This is a genomic window from Streptomyces sp. NRRL S-37 (assembly GCF_000721605.1).
Classification (GTDB): Bacteria; Actinomycetota; Actinomycetes; order Streptomycetales; family Streptomycetaceae; genus Streptomyces.
Map to the genome: position 1 here is coordinate 199,455 of NZ_JOIZ01000001.1, position 17,602 is coordinate 217,056.

General features: G+C 71.2%; 14 protein-coding genes and 2 pseudogenes. 11 read left to right on the forward strand and 5 right to left on the reverse strand.

What is annotated here, in order from left to right; translation table 11 throughout:
• The first annotated feature begins 50 nt into the window (after positions 1–50).
• On the forward strand, positions 51–2,828 hold the full coding sequence (locus IH50_RS0100850; RefSeq protein ID WP_030856161.1) for a glycosyl hydrolase: 2,778 nt from the start codon (positions 51–53) through the stop codon (positions 2,826–2,828).
• Positions 2,829–2,901: 73 nt separating this feature from the next.
• On the opposite strand, the pseudogene IH50_RS37295 reads toward IH50_RS0100850, so the two are convergent.
• Positions 2,902–3,054: pseudogene (locus tag IH50_RS37295) on the reverse strand (RidA family protein); the annotation flags it as partial.
• Between the two features lie 142 nt (positions 3,055–3,196).
• On the opposite strand from IH50_RS37295, the pseudogene IH50_RS37300 reads away from it, so the two are divergent.
• The 3 genes and pseudogenes from IH50_RS37300 to IH50_RS0100875 all read left to right on the forward strand — a co-directional run bounded on the left by IH50_RS37300 (position 3,197) and on the right by IH50_RS0100875 (position 5,268).
• Positions 3,197–4,091, forward strand: a pseudogene (locus IH50_RS37300) (helix-turn-helix transcriptional regulator).
• 167 nt (positions 4,092–4,258) lie between these two features.
• Positions 4,259–4,855: a hypothetical protein gene (locus IH50_RS0100870; protein ID WP_030856162.1), complete on the forward strand. Its 597-nt coding sequence runs from the start codon at positions 4,259–4,261 to the stop codon at positions 4,853–4,855.
• A gap of 218 nt (positions 4,856–5,073) precedes the next feature.
• Positions 5,074–5,268 (forward strand): hypothetical protein, encoded by a 195-nt coding sequence (locus IH50_RS0100875; protein WP_030856164.1) that lies wholly within the window; start codon positions 5,074–5,076, stop codon positions 5,266–5,268.
• Positions 5,269–5,291: 23 nt separating this feature from the next.
• Here IH50_RS0100875 and IH50_RS0100880 read toward each other — a convergent pair whose 3' ends face one another.
• Together IH50_RS0100880 and IH50_RS0100885 are read right to left on the reverse strand one after the other, a co-directional pair.
• Positions 5,292–5,750, reverse strand: coding sequence for a hypothetical protein (locus IH50_RS0100880; protein ID WP_030856166.1), 459 nt, complete (start codon positions 5,748–5,750; stop codon positions 5,292–5,294).
• Complete coding sequence (locus IH50_RS0100885; RefSeq protein ID WP_030856167.1) at positions 5,747–6,202, reverse strand: hypothetical protein; 456 nt, start codon at positions 6,200–6,202, stop codon at positions 5,747–5,749. The genes IH50_RS0100880 and IH50_RS0100885 overlap by 4 nt, the downstream gene beginning before the upstream one ends.
• Positions 6,203–7,100: 898 nt before the next feature.
• Between IH50_RS0100885 and IH50_RS37305 the strand changes: the two genes are divergently transcribed.
• From IH50_RS37305 to IH50_RS0100905, 4 genes are all read left to right on the forward strand, one after another.
• Positions 7,101–7,664: a hypothetical protein gene (locus tag IH50_RS37305; protein WP_030856169.1), complete on the forward strand. Its 564-nt coding sequence runs from the start codon at positions 7,101–7,103 to the stop codon at positions 7,662–7,664.
• Between the two features lie 457 nt (positions 7,665–8,121).
• On the forward strand, positions 8,122–10,584 hold the full coding sequence (locus IH50_RS0100895; protein ID WP_030856171.1) for a glycoside hydrolase domain-containing protein: 2,463 nt from the start codon (positions 8,122–8,124) through the stop codon (positions 10,582–10,584).
• 28 nt (positions 10,585–10,612) lie between these two features.
• Positions 10,613–11,035: a hypothetical protein gene (locus IH50_RS0100900; protein WP_030856172.1), complete on the forward strand. Its 423-nt coding sequence runs from the start codon at positions 10,613–10,615 to the stop codon at positions 11,033–11,035.
• Positions 11,032–11,706, forward strand: a complete 675-nt coding sequence (locus IH50_RS0100905; protein ID WP_030856174.1) for a hypothetical protein — start codon at positions 11,032–11,034, stop codon at positions 11,704–11,706. The genes IH50_RS0100900 and IH50_RS0100905 overlap by 4 nt, the downstream gene beginning before the upstream one ends.
• Positions 11,707–11,854: 148 nt before the next feature.
• Here IH50_RS0100905 and IH50_RS0100910 read toward each other — a convergent pair whose 3' ends face one another.
• Entirely contained in the window at positions 11,855–12,253 is a 399-nt protein-coding gene (locus IH50_RS0100910; protein ID WP_030856177.1) for a hypothetical protein, read from the reverse strand.
• Between the two features lie 150 nt (positions 12,254–12,403).
• Positions 12,404–14,062: an N-6 DNA methylase gene (locus IH50_RS0100915; RefSeq protein WP_030856179.1), complete on the reverse strand. Its 1,659-nt coding sequence runs from the start codon at positions 14,060–14,062 to the stop codon at positions 12,404–12,406.
• Between the two features lie 179 nt (positions 14,063–14,241).
• Between IH50_RS0100915 and IH50_RS0100920 the strand changes: the two genes are divergently transcribed.
• From IH50_RS0100920 to IH50_RS0100930, 3 genes are read left to right on the forward strand one after another with little or no spacing between them, the layout of a single operon-like run.
• Positions 14,242–14,760, forward strand: coding sequence for a hypothetical protein (locus tag IH50_RS0100920; RefSeq protein WP_051767120.1), 519 nt, complete (start codon positions 14,242–14,244; stop codon positions 14,758–14,760).
• Entirely contained in the window at positions 14,760–16,154 is a 1,395-nt protein-coding gene (locus tag IH50_RS0100925) for a hypothetical protein (RefSeq protein ID WP_030856183.1), read from the forward strand. The genes IH50_RS0100920 and IH50_RS0100925 overlap by 1 nt, the downstream gene beginning before the upstream one ends.
• Positions 16,151–17,566, forward strand: coding sequence for a vWA domain-containing protein (locus IH50_RS0100930; protein ID WP_030856186.1), 1,416 nt, complete (start codon positions 16,151–16,153; stop codon positions 17,564–17,566). The genes IH50_RS0100925 and IH50_RS0100930 overlap by 4 nt, the downstream gene beginning before the upstream one ends.
• The last annotated feature ends 36 nt before the right edge of the window (positions 17,567–17,602 follow it).

Sequence of the window (17,602 nt, forward strand, 5' to 3'; positions counted from 1 at the left end):
CATCTGAGAGCGCTCTCAGTACCTCTTCCTGTCACGACTTGAGGTGACGCATGCCATCCCCACGCACCAGATCCGCCCCTGTTCTGCTGCTGGCCTCAGCCCTCGCCGTCTTCGGTCTGGGCCCGGCCGCCACACCGGCGGCCGCCGCCACCGTTCCCGTAGGTTCCGGCAGTTACTCCGACACCCGGCCCTCCGGCACGTCGGGCCCCACCACCAACACGGGAACGCCGGTCACGCCCAAGGTGACCGCCGCCGCCAGGAACCGGCCCGTGCCCACCAACGACTGGTGGTCCTCCCTCGCCTTCCAGCGCTACGGCGACAACCCGTACTCGACCCCCATGTACGGGCACCCCCTCACCTACCAGGCCACGGCCGGCGGGCTCGACGTCGGCTACCCGACGACCCCCGCGATCGTCGGCGACGGCCGCCAGTACGAGTACGCCCACAAGCGCGACCTCACCATCGGGCTGACCGGTCTCAACTCCCCCGACACCAAGGCCGACGACTGGTCCGACTGGACGGTCACCCCCTACTGGTCCGACGGCACCCGCACCCTGCGCACCACCATCGGCCACGGCTCCCCGTTCGTCTACGCCAAGGGCTCCGGCGGCAACGCCCAGATCACCACCGCCGGCACGCCCGCCGTCTTCGCCGACCAGGGCAACGTCCTCGGCATCACCGTCGCCGGGCACCACTACGCGCTCTTCGCCCCGACCGGCAGCGACTGGAACGTCTCCGGTTCCACCGTCACCGCGGGTCTCGGCTCGAAGGACTACTTCTCCGTCGCCGTACTGCCGTCCACCGGCGCGCTGGCGACGTTCAAGAAGTACGCCTACAGCTTCGTCACCGGTTCCAAGGTCACCTGGAACTACGGCGGGGGCACCGTCGGCGCCACCTACACGCTCACCACCGAGGCGAAGGAGGGCACCGAGCGCGGCACGCTCCAGGCCCTCTACCGCCACCAGTGGCTGCACACCACGGACCCCCTCACCTCCTACACCTACGTCTCCCCGCGCGGCACCATGAAGGTCCGCGAGTCGGCCTCCTTCACCACGAGCCAGAAGGCGTCGGCGGTGCTGCCCGCGCTGCCGAAGTCGAGCGGTGTGGACGCCGCCCGGCTGCGCGGCTACCTGAACGAGGTCGTGAACGCCGCCGACCCCTTCTCCGGGGCCTCCGACACCTACTGGACCGGCAAGGCCCTCGGCCGCCTCGCCCAACTCGTCCCGGTGGCCGACCAGATCGGTGAGACCGGCACCCGCGACCGGATGCTCGGCCTGATGAAGGGCAGGCTGCAGGACTGGTTCACGGCGGGAGGCGCGAACGAGTTCAGCTACGACAAGGACTGGAAGACCCTCACCGGTTACCCCGCCTCCTACGGCAGCGACACCGAGCTGAACGACCACCACTTCCACTACGGCTACTACGTCTACGCGGCGGCCATCGTCGCCCAGTACGACCCGGCGTGGGCCGCCGACTCCGCCTGGGGCGGCATGGTCGAGACGCTCGTGCGGGACACCGCCAACCCCAGCCGCACCGACTCCGCCTTCCCCTTCCTGCGCGGCTTCGACGTCTACGCGGGCCACAGCTGGGCCTCCGGCCACCAGGGCTTCGCCGCCGGCAACAACCAGGAGTCCTCCTCGGAGTCCACCAACCTCAGCGCGGCCCTCGTCCTGTGGGGCTCCGCCACCGGCGACACCTCGCTGCGTGACCTCGGCACCTTCCTGCTGACCACCGAGTCGGAGTCGATCGCCCAGTACTGGTTCGACGCCGACGAGCAGGTCTTCCCCTCCTCCTTCGGCCACGACACGGCCGGCATGGTGTGGGGCAGCGGCGCCGCCTACTCCACCTGGTGGACCGCCAACCCCGAGGAGATCCACGGCATCAACGTCCTGCCCGTGACCGGCGGTTCGCTCCACCTCGGCGGCGAGAAGGCCGCGATCCGGCGCAACATCGCCGAGATGGAACGGGAGAACGGCGGCCCGGCCGTCGAATGGCGCGACATCCTCTGGGAGTTCCAGTCCCTCGCCGACCCGGGCACGGCCAAGGCGAAGTGGGACGCGGGCAACGCCGGCTACACCCCCGAGCAGGGGGAGTCGAAGGCGCACACCTACCACTGGATCGACACCCTCGACACCCTCGGCGCCCCGGACGCCGGCGTGACCGGTGACATCCCCACCTCCGCCGTCTTCACCAAGGGCACGACCCGCACCTACGCGGCCCACAACTACGGTTCCACGGCCCGCACCGTGACCTTCTCCGACGGCAAGTCCCTGTCCGTACCGGCCCGTTCCACCGCGACCGGCACCGGAACCGGCTCGCAGGAGCCCGACCCCGACCCGGAACCGCCGACCGGCAACACCTTCCAGCTGCGCAGCGGCGGCACCCTGACCACGGCGACCGGCGGCACGGACGGCAGCGACACCCTCGCCTCCGCCGGCGGCGCCAACCACGACGGCACCCCGTACCAGCCCCTCGTCTACGAGGTCCGCGGTGTCAACGGCACGCTCACCCCGGGCGCGCAGACCGCCTTCCGGCTCCAGGTGGACGCGGGCACCGCGGTCGGGCTGGGCCAGCAGGCCCGGATCAGCTACGACCTCACCGGCGACGGCAGCTTCGACCGGACCGAGACCTACCACTACTTCGCGACCGACCCGGTCACCGGATGGGAGGAGTACTCGCAGGCACGCGGACTCAAGGCGGCCACGGGCACACCGGGCGACCTCAAGGGCGGCACCGTGCGCCTGGAGGTGTGGAGCGCCATCGGCAACGGCACCTCGAAGCTCCGGACGGGCACGGACAAGTCCGTGCTGGTGATCCCGTACAGCTGAACCGGCGAAGGCCGGTCCGCCTGCCGCTCGTGCCGGTCCGGCCGGCACGAGCGGCAGCGGCGGTGCGATCGCGTCACGCGACGGCGGTCCCCTCCAGCTCGACCAGCTGGCCGGGGACCGCCAGCCGTGTCACCCCGAACATCGTGGTGGCCGGTGCCACCCCGGCGGCGCCCAGCCGCGCCGCCAGCACGCCGTAGTGCGGGAACAGCAGATCGACGTCGGTGGTTTCGTTCCACCGCCACATCTGTTCCCTTCGGTTCATGAGAAGTACGTCCACCGGCGCGGCGACCGCCGACGTCGATGTCACCGCTCACGAGCCTTCCAACCAATCACGACATCCCCGGTCATGTATTCGGTACGGTTCCCGCATGCGCGCCGATCGGCTGGTCTCGCTGGTGCTGTTGCTGCGTCAGCGCGGCCGGATGACCGCGGACATGCTGGCCCGCGAGCTGGAGGTGTCCGTCCGTACCGTGCTGCGCGATGTCGAGGCGCTGTCCGCGGCCGGCGTGCCGGTCTACGCCGAACGCGGCCGGCACGGCGGGTTCGCGCTGCTGCCCGGCTTCCGGACCGAGCTCACCGGACTGAACCACGGCGAGGCCCTCGCCCTGCTGGCCACCGGGACGGGGCGCGGCGAGCGGGTCTTCGGCCTCGGCCCGGCGCCTTCTCGTCGAACCCGACACCGACCTGCTCCCCCGCCGGCCGGCCGCCGAAGGGGTGTCCGGTACGACGATGACCGAGATCCGGCGCGCGGTGCTCACCGGACACCGGCTGCGCATCCACTACGCGGCCACGGACCAGGCACCGCGGTGGCGCACGGTGGACCCGGTCGGCCTGGTCACCGTACGCGACCGGGGCCATCTGCTGGCCACGCGATCGGGCGCGGACCGCACCTACCGGCTGTCACGGGTGCTGGCCGCCGAGGAACTCCCCGACCCGGCACGGCGGCCGGACCGGGTCGACCTGGAGCGGATCTGGCGGGAACGCTGCGCGCGGTTCCTGTCCGACGGCCACATCGCCGTGCCGGTACGGGTGGCCCCGGAGCGGCGGGAGGACCTGCTGAGCGCCGCGGTGGCCGTCCGCGCGGAGGAACCCGACGCGGACGGCCGGCTGCGGCTGGAGGTGACGTTCCAGGACCTGCGGCACGCCGAGTGGGCGCTGTGGCAGCTCGGCACGGACGCGGAAGCCCTCGCCCCGGAGTCGTTGCGCGCCTCCCTGCGCGACCGCGCCGCCGCGATGGCCGCCCGCTACGAGGACTCGCCCTGAGGGCCGGCCGCCTCAGCCGGGCCGCCGGAACGGCGTCAGCGGCGAGAGCAGGACGATCACACCCGTGACAGGCCACAGCCGCAGCGCCCACGATCCCACGGCCGTCAGCGCGGCGAAGCCGTGGAGAGCCGCCGGCCGGCGCGGCAACGGACACGAAAGGTGGCTCCATGGCTGATCTGCCCGCGGAAGGACTGTCGGTGTACCGGCTCCTGCCCGGCTTGAGCGACTACCGGGTGCTGAGTCTCGACAGCTTCGATGCGCGGCGGCTCATGCGCTGGCAGCGCACCGGCGCCGAGGCGGACCGGCCTGCTCGGCTGAGGGCCGCATGGATGGGGGAAAGGCACTGGCCCAAGAGTGACTTCCCCTCCGGTCGTCCGAGCGCTCCCGTGTTCAGCCGGCGCGTCCTCGACCGGTTCGGTGACGGGCTCCTGGCGTCCGGCAGCCTGGTTCCGGTCGACATCGAAGGGGCGAAGGGTGACGAGTACCACCTCCTTCTGGTGGAGGAGGTGGTCGACTGTCTGGACCTGCGCAGGTCGTCGAAGCCGAAGAAGAGGGACGGCGAGGTCAAGCGGGCGGTGTTCCGGGCCGACGCCCTGCCGGCCGGTCTGCCGGCCTTCCGTCTGCCGCAGTTCCCCCGTGCCGTCCAGTGGAACGGATGGGCGGTCGAGCGGCTGACCGGCCTCACCGGTGACGGGATCGAGGCCCGGCTGCTCTGGTCCGGGGATCCGGCGGCCGTGCCGCACCCCGACCCGTGGGGCATCTGAGGACGGCCGGCGGATCCGCGGCACGGTGACAGCTGGAGGGGCCGTCCCTATGTGTGCGGGAAGTGACGTCCGCGGGTCGTACTCCGTCTCTCCCCCACCTGTCCCGGTCGTATGTGTCTCCTTGTGAAGGACTCCGTCCTGATGGGTGTACTCGTGTGGTACGAGCGCCGTGACAGTGATGCGAGGGGAGCGATTTCCGGGCGCCCCACCTGGTCGCCATGGTCGACGCGGCGCCGGCGGACGTGGCCGCGGCCCCGTCGGACCATCCGGGCGCTGCGTCGGTACGGCATCTGCCGGCGTACTTCCTGACCCGGCAGGGCCGTCACGAGGCGGCGTTGCTGCAGTTCCGGCTGGTCGACGGGTACGTGGACGCCCTGCCGTGGCGGTACTGGGAGGATCCGGCCGCCGTGTAACTGCCTGTGGCAGGACCGGGCGGTCAAGGGCGCGCGGCGGGGCTGACCGTCACCGCCACGGGTCGACGTGTCCGGCGCAGGAGCGACCGCGGGTCCCGCAGGGCGTGCCACAGTCCCGCCGCGAGCGGTACGGCCGTCAGGGCGAAGAAGACCCAGAACACGAACTCGGCGCCGGGCGCGAGGTCGTAGACGGTGCCGTCGTCCCACCGGCAGTAGGCGCGCGGTGGGAACGGGGTCGAGATTCCCGAGACCTCCCCGTCCCCGAGGATGCCCTTCCGCATCGGCTCCCTGGGGCAGGGGGCGGTCTCCGGGAAGAGGAAGGCGTCGTCCGCCGTCATGATCACGACCCAGGTGAGGGCGCCGGACGGCGCCGCCCAGAACACCGCGGTCCGCACCCACAGCGGCAGCAGCGGATGCGCCAGCAGCCCGCGCAGCGCGACCCATCCGACCACGAGCCCGATGAAGACCGGGAGCAGCGTCATGACGCGACCGCGGTCTTCCGGGCGCGGAACCCGGTCGCGCAGCCGGCGCCGATGACGAGCAGGGCGGCGGCCAGGGTGAGGGACACACTCGCCCGGTTCATCCCCACGTAGCCGGGATCACTGGAGCAGACGGAGCCGTCGTGGCGGACGCAGTCGAAGCGGAGCGGCAGGTACGAGGACCGGTGGTGGGAGAGGCCCCGCTTCGTCTCCTCGTCGAAGCCGTCGCGGCAGGCCGGGGCCGGGATCGAGTCCGCGCCGTCGCCGAACGCCTGCTCCGGCGCCGGAACGGGGAAGGATCCCCGGGAGCGGACGGCCGCTGCCGCCGCCGCACGGCGCGGCAGACGCGTCGACCGGAGCTGGGGCCGGCCGGGGAGCGCCGGTGCGACGCCCCCTACCGCGGCGACGATCGCGCCGACGGCACAGACCACGAACAGAACCGGACCCGACAACACGTCTGTCACTCCTCCTGGCTCCCACGTCACAAAGACCCTAAGCCCGCGGGACGTTCCTGACGTGCACGACCCCGTCGGTCCGGGTCGGACGGGCCGGGTCGAGTGGGACGCAGCCGAAGCACGGGGACTCCCGGGGAGCGGGGGCGCGGGTCGCCGAGGGCCGTGGCCACGAAGGTGTGCGCGTCGCCCGGCAGACGCGGGAGGGCGTACTCCCGTGGAAGCCGGGTCATGGCCCAGCCGGCCCCCAGTCGCACCGGCACCCGTACGCCCGTGCCCCGTCCCTCCGGCCCCGTGCCTCCGGTCTGCGAAGTCGTGTGGACACGGTGATCTCGAGGAGCCCGAGTCCCGTCGCGCCCCTCCTTGTCGACGACCCCTCCGGTCGAGGTGATCAGGGTCACAGCGGAGGGCCTCGCTCTCCGCTCACCCCGCAGTCACCCCCTCCGTGTGCAGCCTCTTCGCCCGGCATGGCCGGAACTCGTCGGCAGACCACCGGCGCGCACCGCGACGGTGACGGCTCCCCGCCCGCCCGAGCGCCTGGTTCTCCGCCCGCGAACCGGGGATCCGGACGAGGCGTGGCCGGCCTACGGCCGCACGAGCGATTGGCCGGAAGCAGCCGATGGAATACACGGGAAAGTCGGCAAAGTGCGCGATGGACTCACAAAGAGAGAAAATAGGAATCCCCGCAAAAAAGCTCGGCAACGACGCCGACCGGTCGCCCGGCCTCTCAACTCACGCCTCTTCCCCCGGCATTGCAATTGATCTATGGTCATGACGGCCGCAGTGTTCTCGGATGACACCACATCCCAAGGCCATGAGCCTTCCATCGAAAACCCTTGCGCCAAGATTTTCAGTGACGCGGGCCGAACATCCCGGCGGGAATCTCTGACAAGGAGCACAAGTGAAGACAGCGATACGCGTCGGCATCGCGGCTACCGCCGCCCTGGGCCTCATGACGGCCGCGCCCGTCTCCTCCGCGGCCGAGCACGCCCCCGCACGGACGAAGCAGACGAACACGACGCTCGCGACCGTCGACATCAAGGGCGTACAGGTCGACAAGAAGGCGTCGGCCGACACGAGACGGATCATCGAGGCCGACGCGCCGGCTGCCGCCGCCGCCGCGAACGTGTGTGGATCCGGCTACACCATCTCCACCGGAGCGTGGCGCTACGACGGCTACGGCACCACGTACACGTGGACCAACGGCACGTCCGGCAGCGGGTACTACGACAAGCCGATCTGCGCCGTGTTCTTCAACGACAGCGGCTACACGAAGTACATGGGCGTGCGTCTGAAGTCCAATTACACCGCTGACGCCCCCGCCGAGGACTTCGGCGCCTTCGGCTCCTACGCCGGCCCTGTCTACCAGAAGCGGGGCTACTGCGGGACGGTCTACTCCTACATGGAGGCGTCCAACGGCAGTGTTCTCGTCGACCGTGTCCAGACGGTCGGAAGCTGCAACTGATCGTGGCCCGCACGCCGGCACGACGTGCTCCGGCGGCGGTCACCGCCCCGGTGGTGGCCGCCGGCCCGGACTGCGGCGTGACGGCGGGGACCCGGTGCGGGAGGCACGACGTCCCACCGCCGGAGTGAACACTCCGACGGCGGGGCCCGTGATGTCCTGCGGACACGGACGAGGGAAGCGCAGGGTGCGCGGCGCCGACAGGACAATCGCACACCGTCGTTCCACGGAATGAACCGGCGGTCCTCGCCGGCGCCCCGGGAATCACGCGGTGAGGAAATTCCGTCCGTTCCCCTCACGTACCGCGCCGTCCCTTTCCGGCGCGCAGGCGCCGGATTCCGCATTCCCGAGCGTGTCCCGTCCGGGCGACCGCCGACGGGTTGGGCGCGCTCTTTCATGCCCGACTTCAATTTCGAACCAGCCGCCGTCACCGCGGCTCACCACAGAAGGAGTGGCGGACTTGGCCGACGCCAAGGTTCTTGAGGCGCAACAATGGGTGAACGCCACCTACGGATCTGTCGCCGGATACGTCAGGTGCCCCGAGGACGGGCGCACCGGCTGGTCCACGATGTACGCGCTGACCATGGGGCTCCAGCACGAGCTGGGCATCAGTCCCGTGGTGGCGAGTTTCGGCCCGACCACCCTCTCCAGGCTCCAGGCGCTCGGCGACATCGGCTTCGGCTGGAACAAGAACGCCAACATCGTCCGCATCCTCCAGCACGGCCTGTTCTGCAAGGGCTACTGGGGAGCCAACGGATACGGCGAGTACGGGGCCGTGACCACGGAGGCGGTGAAGGCCCTCCTGGTCGACATGGGCCTGCCCGACGGCGGAACGGGGACGTCCGGCGGTGTCACCACTGCGAAGATCTTCAAGTGCATCCTCAACATGGACGCGTACGTCGTCGTGGCCGGCGGAACGGAGAAGATCCGGGCCATCCAGCAGTGGCTCAACAACCGCTACTGGCAGCGGGACGCCTACTCGATCGGCCCGTGCGACGGCATCTACTCCCGGGACGTGCAGAAGTCCCTGGTGATCGCCATCCAGTACGAACTGGGGCTCAGCCCCAACGGCAATTTCGGTCCCGGCACCCAGGCCGGCCTGCGCAGTCATCCCGTGCGGGAGGGCGACTCGGGCATCTTCGTGCAGCTGTTCACCGCGGCCTGTGTCTTCAACGAGCCGGTGATCCTGCGCGGTCTGGACGACTCGGAGGTCCGGACGACGTTCAAGAGCACCTTCGACGACAAGACCAAGGAGTTCGTCCAGGTCTTCCAGAAGTTCTCCCAGCTCTACGAGCCGGGGGACGCCAACTACGGCGTGGGCGAGTACGACACCTGGTCCCAGTTGCTGGTGTCCATGGGCAACGCGGACCGTGCGGCGACCGGTTCGGACACGAGATTCGAGATCACCGCCTCCCGCGCCCGCTGGCTGTACGACAACGGCTACCGCCTGGTCGGCCGCTACCTCTACGACCCGCCGGGGTCCACCCTCGACAAGGAGATCAAACCCGGCGAGCTGCAGACCATCTTCGACGCCGGCCTGCGCGTCTTCCCGATCTACCAGGACAATGCGCGCCGGCTCTCGGACTTCACCTACACCCAAGGTTTCCAGCACGCCCTGAACGCGCACGACCTGGCAAGCGGGTACGGCTTCAACCGCGGCACGACGATCTACTTCGCGGTCGACTACGACGCGCAGCAGTGGGAGATCGACGGCCAGCCGGAAGGTGTGGTCGCCTACTTCAACGGTGTGGTGGCCGGCCTCGCCAGCCGGGGCAAGAAGTACTTCCACGGCGTCTACGGTTCCCGCAACGTCTGCATCAACGTCACCGCCAAGACCGGCGCGCGCTTCTCCTTCGTCTCCGGCATGTCCTGGGGCTTCTCCGGGAACCTCGGCTACCCCCTGCCTTCCAACTGGGCGATCAACCAGATCAAGGAGTTCCAGGTCACCAACGGCTCGGACGGCTTCGACCTGGACCGGGACGTCTGGCGGCGCGACGGCGAGCCCGGCGTCCGTTCGGTGAACAGCACGGGCGGTCCCGCCGACACGTACATCGCCTACGTGCAGCGTCTCTACGACCACGCCGTCGCGTACAAGGCGTCGAACGGCGTCGGCACCAACGCCAGCCGGCTGGTGATGGAGTACATCCGTCACGAGAAGTACCGGGGGGTGAAGTGGTGGTGGCTGGCGAACAGTTACGACGAGGACTTCGTCGAGTACTGCGACAGCCGCGGGATGGAGGTCGAGGACTCCTTCACCGACACCGTCACGGGCTACCAGCTCGACGCCACCCACCTGATGGCCACGGCCAACGGCTTCCTGGAGAATTCCGACCCGTCCGACAAGGGCGAGTCCACCGGTGGTGACGTCGCCGGCTGGGGCGGGGACATCATGACGTTCTGGGCGGACTGGCGGAACTCGGTGGACGAGTACGCCTCACCGCTCACGTTCTGCCAGGCCAAGCTGGCCATCCCCGGCACCGTCTCCAGCTTCGGCTACACGGACATGCTGGAGGACGTCGACGGGTACCTGCTGGCCAAGGACGTCGCCGGGGGCGGGAACGTCGTCGACTGGATGAAGGCGCACTACAACAACGGGGGCGCCCTGACCCGCTTCCGCAGCCACTTCGACCGGCGCTGGCAGAACGCCACCAACGCGCGCGCGAGTTGCTGGGACATCCTCGCCGGCCCGTCCGACATCACCGTCGACGCGGCCCGGCTCGCGCTCATCACAGGGGCGGGCGCCGCCCTGCCGGCTGACTTCGTCCTCCTTCCCGGCAACACGGAGAAGCTGGCCCAGTTCTGTCAGGGCTTCTCCGACCGTCAGCTCGCCCTCATCGGCCTGGAGAACAGCCTGGCCGCCAAGTACAAGGAGAACCTGGCCGTCTACCGCAAGCAGGCCGCGCAGCGGGCCGCGTCCCGGTAGGCCGGGAAGAACCGGCAGAGTTCAGCCCATGGCCCTCATTCTCGTCCCGATTCTCCTGCCCCTCCTGGTCGGCCTGTGGTTCTGGAGCCGCCCGCTGCTCTCCGGCACGTGGCGGCGCAGTCCCGCGTGGTTCACCTGGAGCGCGGTGCTCCTGCTGCTGGGAGCCGGTGTCAGCTATCTCATCGGCTCCCTCGCCGGGGCGTCGCTGGACCCGGAGGAGGCGTGCCACAGGGCGGGCCAGACCTACGACCGGGCGTACCGCAGGGCGAACTTCGAGGAGTACACGCGGTGGTTCCCGCTGCACGACAAGTGTCATGCGGGATACGACCTGGTCCCGGCCTGGGTGAACCCGGTTCTGGTCGTGCTCCCGGTCCTGGCGCTGCTCTGCCTGGCCTGTGCCGTGGGCCTGGCCGTCATCCGACTCCGTACCGACAAGAAGGGCACTTCATGACCGCTTTGAGCAGACGCCGTGTGCTCGGCGCCACCGGGAGCCTGGCCGGGGCCGCCGCCCTCGGCCTCCTGGACACGGCCCCGGCGGCCGCCGCCCCGGCCCGGACCGACGGGGCGGCGGCCGCCTGGCGCGGCAGCCGCTCGGCCAACGGCTGGAAGATCCTCGACGAGGCCGTGTCCCACACCGTCGAGGGCAGCGGCCTGACCGTACGTCTGGCCGACGGTGACGCCGCGACGCTCCTGTTGCACGTCGCCCGGCGTTTCCACTACGAGATCGACCAGCTGCGCGAGAAGGACGTGACGGGCCACGCCACGTCCCGCGAGGTGCGCCGGCCCCACGAGTCGAACTACCTGTCCGGGACGGCGATGGCGATCCGGCCGCACGCCTACCCGCTGGGGGTACGCGGTGGTCTGTACCCGCAGGAGCTGGTGGTGGTGCGGGACATCCTGGCCGAGCTGGACGGTGCCGTCGCCTGGGGCGGTGACTTCGCCTCGCCCCAGGAGTCGCACTTCGAGATCGCTCTCGGTCCGGCCCACCCGAAGGTACGGGGCGTGGCCCGCAAGCTCCGGTCCTGGAGGGAGGCACCGGGCCTGGGAGCGGGGACGGTCGACGCGTTCGCCCCGGAACGGCGGGCGGCCGTCAAGGCCTTCGGCCGGCGGAACGCCTCGTAGGGTCCGTGCGATCTCCGGTCCGGGGGCCCGGGCCGGAGATCCGGTGACGGCGACGGCCGGGAGCGCCGGCGCCGAGGAGGCGGTTCTCCTCCGCGTCAGGGGTGGCCGTACCGTCGCCCGGCTCTTCCGGCGGGCGCCGCCGCGCCGCCTACAGGCCCGCCCGCGCCAGCAGTACCGGCAGGGCCTCCGGCTTCACCTTCTGGACCGATCGCACCTGTCCCAGGCCCAGTTCCTCGCGGCTCACCGGGTCGCGGTACAGCGCCTTCGTCGCTTCGGTCAGCAAGGTCACGGGGACCAGGAAGGGGACGTCGGGGTCCTCGTCGTCCGGGCGGGGTCTGTCGTCGGCCTCGGCCACCGCGGCGACCGCCGACTCGGGCTGGGCGAAGAAGAACCAGAGGCGGTCGCCCGGCTCCATGCGGTTGCGGCGGCTGAGCCAGAGCTCCAGCTCCGGTTCCTCCTCGGCGAGTCGGCGCATCGTCTCCTTGTCGGACGGTTCCCCGTCCAGCGTGTCCTTGCGCGGATCGAGGATGTAGATCCAGTCCGCCATGGAATCCCCTTCGGTAGGACGCTCGACCCGCGCGACAACACATTGGTGCGGCGACTCATGGTGCCAGACGGCCGGGGCGTGCGCGTACATGTTTTCGACACGAAGGTGTCGGGCGTCAGGCATCCGACGCCGGGCGTCCGACGTCGGACGTCAGGCGTCGGGCTTCAGCGCCCCGTTGCTGAGGCCGTCCCGGGCCAGTGCCGCGATCTGCCGGCTGAGTTCCGCCACCCTCCGCGACCGCTCCTCGAACTCCCTCAGCGCGTGGAACGCGGCCCCGTAGCCGCGCTGTGCGGTGATGTCCATCTGCGGGATGCGGGCGCCCTTGCTGTCGAGGCGGAAGGTGCCGCTGGCGGTGGTGGAGCGGCGGCTGTTGGCGGCGCTGTGCAGGAAGCCCTGGAGGAAGTCCGTGTCGAGCTGGTCGCTGACCGAGACCGGTTCCGGGTCCGCGTACTCGACCAGCCCGGCCCTGATCAGGTCGGCGACGCTGACGCTCGGGCCGTCCAGGGCTCCGGCGCCTTCACCGGCGATCAAGGCGGGGAGCAGTTCGGCCAGGCGCCGCACCTGCTCGGTCAGTTCCTGGCGCAAGGTGTCGTACTCGGTCACGTAGTCGCGGTGCGACTCCTCGACGTGACGGCTCGGGGTGAGGTCGACCAGGTCGTCGAGCAGGTCGATCTGGGGGACCTCGGTGATCTGCTGGGGCCGCGGCTCCAGGGGGTCGTCCGGGCCGTTGGAGGTGAGGTCGACCATGCGTACGGCGGTGGCCGCGTCGTCCGGCGACACCGGGCGCCGCAGGTGCCACAGGTGCACGGGGAGGGAGTGCGCGGCGGCCGTGCCCGGGGGCAGCGCGGTGACCTGGGTGAGGATGCCCCGGCGGACCAGTTCGGCCCGGATGCGGCGGCCGGCCTTGCGGTAGGCCACCGAGGCGGGCATGACCATGACGAGACGGCCGCCGGGGGCGGTGTGCGCGTAGGCGTGCTGGAGCCAGGCGAGTTCGCCCTCCGCGCGGGAGGGGGTGCCGAGCTCCCAGCGGGGGTCGAGGAGGAGGTCCTCCCGGCCCCAGTCGGTGTCGCTGACCGGCGGATCGCAGACGACGAGGTCGGCCTTGAGGCCGGACCACCGGTCCGCGCGCAGGGAGTCGCCCTGCTTGATCTCGGTACGGGAAAGTCCCGCGAGGTCGGCCCGCGACTGCGCGAGACGTGCGCTGCGGGCGTCCGTTTCCTGGCCGCAGCGCCTGGCGCCCTGTCCGGCGCCGACGGCGAGCAGGAGGGTGCCGATTCCGCAGGCGGGATCGAAGAGTACGGCGCCGTCGGCCACGTCGCCCGCGAAGTGCCGGACGGCCCGGACCACTCGGGGCGAGGTCACCTGGTCCGAGCCCGCCCGCCGTACGGACTCCGTGAAGCGCTCGGCGAGGCCGTTCACCACGTCCGCGGCGGAGCCGCCGCCGGCCATCCGGCGGGCGAGCCGGACGGCCTGCTCGGGCAACGCGGCCGGTGTCTCCTCCCCGGGGGCGGCGAGGGCGTGCGCGACGTCCGCGAGCCCGCCGAGGATGTCGTCGCCGTAGGCACCCCGCAGCACCTGCCAGAGCTGGACCTCGTCGGTGACGTCCTGTCCCTTGCTCTGCTTGTCCAGCCAGGCCTGGACCTCGGCCAGGTCGAAGAGGGGGCTGTTGGCGCCGCCGCCGACCGGCGCCGGGAAGTCGTCGTACCGCCGTCGCCAGTTCGACACGGCGGCGCGGGTGACACCCGCGATACGGGCGATCTCGGAGCCGGTGACCGACGGGTTCGTCGGCGTGGCCGGGGTCTCTGGCATACCGCCTACGGTACACAGCGCCCCGACCGCGTATCAACGGAATGCGACCGTTGACGACGTCAACGATGATCGTTTTGTCCGCCGCCTCCGCGTCCGCCCCGGGCAGGGGACGTTGTCAGTGGTCGCCGATAACTTGATCTCGTCGCGCCGCTCTGGCGCTGACGTCCCCTTTCGCATGCATGGGAGATGGTGCGTTGTCGGTCCGGGAGAAGTCGAGTACGGCGCGGGTGGTGCCGCCCGCGCGACCGCGGAAGCTCGCGAAGGTGCCGTTCGTGGAGCTGGCCGACGGCCGGTTGCAGGGTGTGGTGTCCAGCGGGTCGGACATCGGGCGGGTGTACGTGTCGTCCATCGAGGCGGCGACGTACGCGTTCGCGTGCAGCACCAACAACAACCGGCCCTGCGGCGGGGCGCGCGGGGGGTTCTGCAATCACATACGCGCCCTCGTCGACGAGGCGGTGCTGCAGTACGGCGTCGAGCGCGTGGCGCGGTATCTGAAGGCCGAGGTCTCCGGCGAGGACCCGGGCGCCCACACCGTCTTCAGCGCCATGAGCCGCACGCGGCCCGCCCAGGCCGGCAGTTCGGCGGCGGCGCAGGTGTTCAGCCGGTTCCTGCGGCACCTCGCCTATCTCGAACTCGCCCCGGCCACGGCCCCGTTGCCCGAGATGCAGTGGTTCCCGACGACGAGGGCGGTGGCGTGATGCGTGCCGATCTGCTGAACGACACGGTCGACGGACTCGACGAGGCCCTCGCGGCCGTGGACGGGTTCGACGAGGTTCTCGTGGACGGCCTGCTCCGTCCGGGGCCCGCCCAGGCCGTCGGGCTGGCCGCTCTCGCCGAGGCCGTCGCCGGGTCGCCGCTGGCCGGGCGGGTCGCCGAGGCGGCCGGGAAGACGGCCGCCGGGGCGGCCGGCGAGGATCACTTCGTGGCGCTCGCGGCCGCGCGCACCGCGCTGCTCGGTTCCGTGCACGACGCGCTCGTCCAGCGGGCCGAGGAGGCCGTCGGGCGGGCGCGGGACGGGGAGAGCGGCACGGCCGCGGCCGAAGGCGGGGAACACGCCGTCAACCTGCTTGTCGCCGCCCGTAGTTGGCTGTGCGATCTCGCGCGGGCCGGCTGGCACGGTATCGACCACGAGGTGATCGCCGGTGCCGCGCCCGTCGTGTCCGCCATGCTGCCCGACCCGGCACTGCGCCGCCTGGCCACGCTGCTCGACGGCTTCGCCGCCGAACTCGCCGCCTCCTGCCCCGGCGCGGCACTGGAGCACGTTCCCGTGCGCCGGTGGGCCGACCTGTGGTCGCGCGCCCTGCTGCTGACCCTGCCCGGCGCGGCGTCCGCCCCCGCGGCCGGCGAGGCGACCGGCCGGCTGCTGCCGCTCGGGGTCGACGTGCAGGAGCACGCCACCGCCGTACAGGCGCAGGTGCACGCGGTGTTCGAGCCGGCGGACGGCGGCACGCCGCGGCTGGTGCGGGCCTCGGTGTCCGCGCCGAAGCCCGACACCGTCGTCGGGGCGGGGCTGTGGCAGATGCTCCGGCCGCACCTGTCCCTGCTGGCCGCCGTGAGCGAGGGGCGGGCCATGGAGCTCGACGCGATGCCCCTCACCGGTGAGGGCGATCTGCTGTGGGACGACGCCCGGGCGCGTGCGGGCGAGCCCGCCGAGGCGTTCGCCACCGCGCGGGTGGCGCTGCCCGTCGCCGCGGCCTTCGCGACCGCTCCGCTCGACCGGCATCCGGCCCGGATCGCCGTGCCCGTCCTGCTGGAGGGGTACACCGTGGAGGAGGACGAGGGCAAGGTGGTGTTCCGGTTCGCCGACGGGCGTCTGGCCGTCGACACCGACCGGGTTCCGGCCGCCGGTCCGCTCACCCCCGAGGTCGTCGCCTCGTCCGGTGCGTGTGTCGGGCTGCTGCGGTGGGACGCCGGGGAGTTCCTGCTCCAGCCGCTCGCCGTGGAGCGGACGGTGCGGAAGAAGAGCGTCGCCGTGCACGCCGGGGCGTGGGCCGGGGGTACGGCCGACAAGGCCGGCGTGCGCGCCGAGAAGGCCGCCACGGACGCCGTCAAGGTGCTGCGCGAGCGTGCCGGAAAGCTGCTGCGGAAATGAGCGGGCGGACCATGGGAGGCGCCCCGGCGCCCGATCCGGACGAGAACCGGCGGCAGGTGCTGTACTGGCGCCTGCTGGCCCGTCTCTTCGACCCCGAGGAGCAGGCGTCCCTGGAGTCGGCGAGTCTCGCCGTCGTCGAGGACGTCGGCCTGCCGGCCGCGCTGCTCGACCCGGGGGCGTCCGTCGACTCCGTGGTGCAGCGGCACCCGGAGCTGGCCGCCGAGTTCGACGGACTGATGACGCCCGAGCCGGACGAGGACGGTACGCGTGACCGGGCCGCCGAGGTGCGGCGCGCGGCGCTCGCGTCGAAGGTGCTGCTGAACGTCTTCGCCTCCGGCTCCGGCACCGTCACCGCCGAGCAGCTGGCGCGCTGGCAGTCCGACGCGGGCTGGCTGGAGCGGGCGCTGGGCTGCCGGCCCGGTGAGCTGCGCGGTGGCGCCGGCCGCGCGGGAGCCGGGCCGGGCGTCAGCCCGACCGGCACCGGTGTCGGCGCGCCCGCGCCCGACCTCAGCCGGCTGATCCCCGAGATCGGTCCTGAGCTCGGCTCCATCGAGGCCGGTCTCGTCAAGCGCATGCATCTGCGTGAGGTGCTGGCCGATCCCGCGCTGGCCTCCCGGCTGACGCCGAGCATGTCGCTGATCGAGCAGTTGCTGCGCGACAAGAACAACCTCTCCGGTGTCGCCCTCGCCAACGCCAAGGCGCTGATCCGGCGTTACGTCGACGAGGTCACCGAAGTGCTGCGCACCCAGGTGGAGAAGGCCACGGTCGGTGAACTCGACCGGTCCGTCCCGCCCAAGCGTGTCTACCGCAACCTCGATCTCGACCGCACCATCTGGAAGAACCTCACCAACTGGGATCCGGAGGAGGAGCGGCTCTACGTCGACCGGCTCTACTACCGGCACACCAGCCGCAAGACGACACCCCAGCGGCTGATCGTGGTCGTGGACCAGTCGGGTTCGATGGTCGACTCGATGGTCAACTGCACCATCCTGGCGTCCATCTTCGCCGGGCTGCCGAAGGTGGACGTCCACCTGATCGCGTACGACACGCAGGCGCTGGACCTCACGCCCTGGGCGCACGACCCGTTCGAGACGCTGCTGCGGACCCAGCTCGGCGGCGGCACCGACGGCACCGTGGCGATGGCGCTCGCCCAGCCGAAGATCGCCGAGCCGCGCAACACCGTCGTGGTGTGGATCTCCGACTTCTACGAATGGCGCACCGACGAGCTGTTCGAGAGCATGGCCGCCGTTCACCGCTCGGGGGCGAAGTTCATCCCGGTGGGTTCGGTGACCAGCTCCGGGCGCGGCAGCGTCAACCCGTGGTTCCGGGAGAAGTTCAAGGACCTCGGCACGCCGGTGATCTCCGGCCACATCAAGAAGCTCGTGCACGAACTCAAGACGTTCCTCACCTGATCACCCTCATCCGCACATCTTGTCTGTGATCACCGT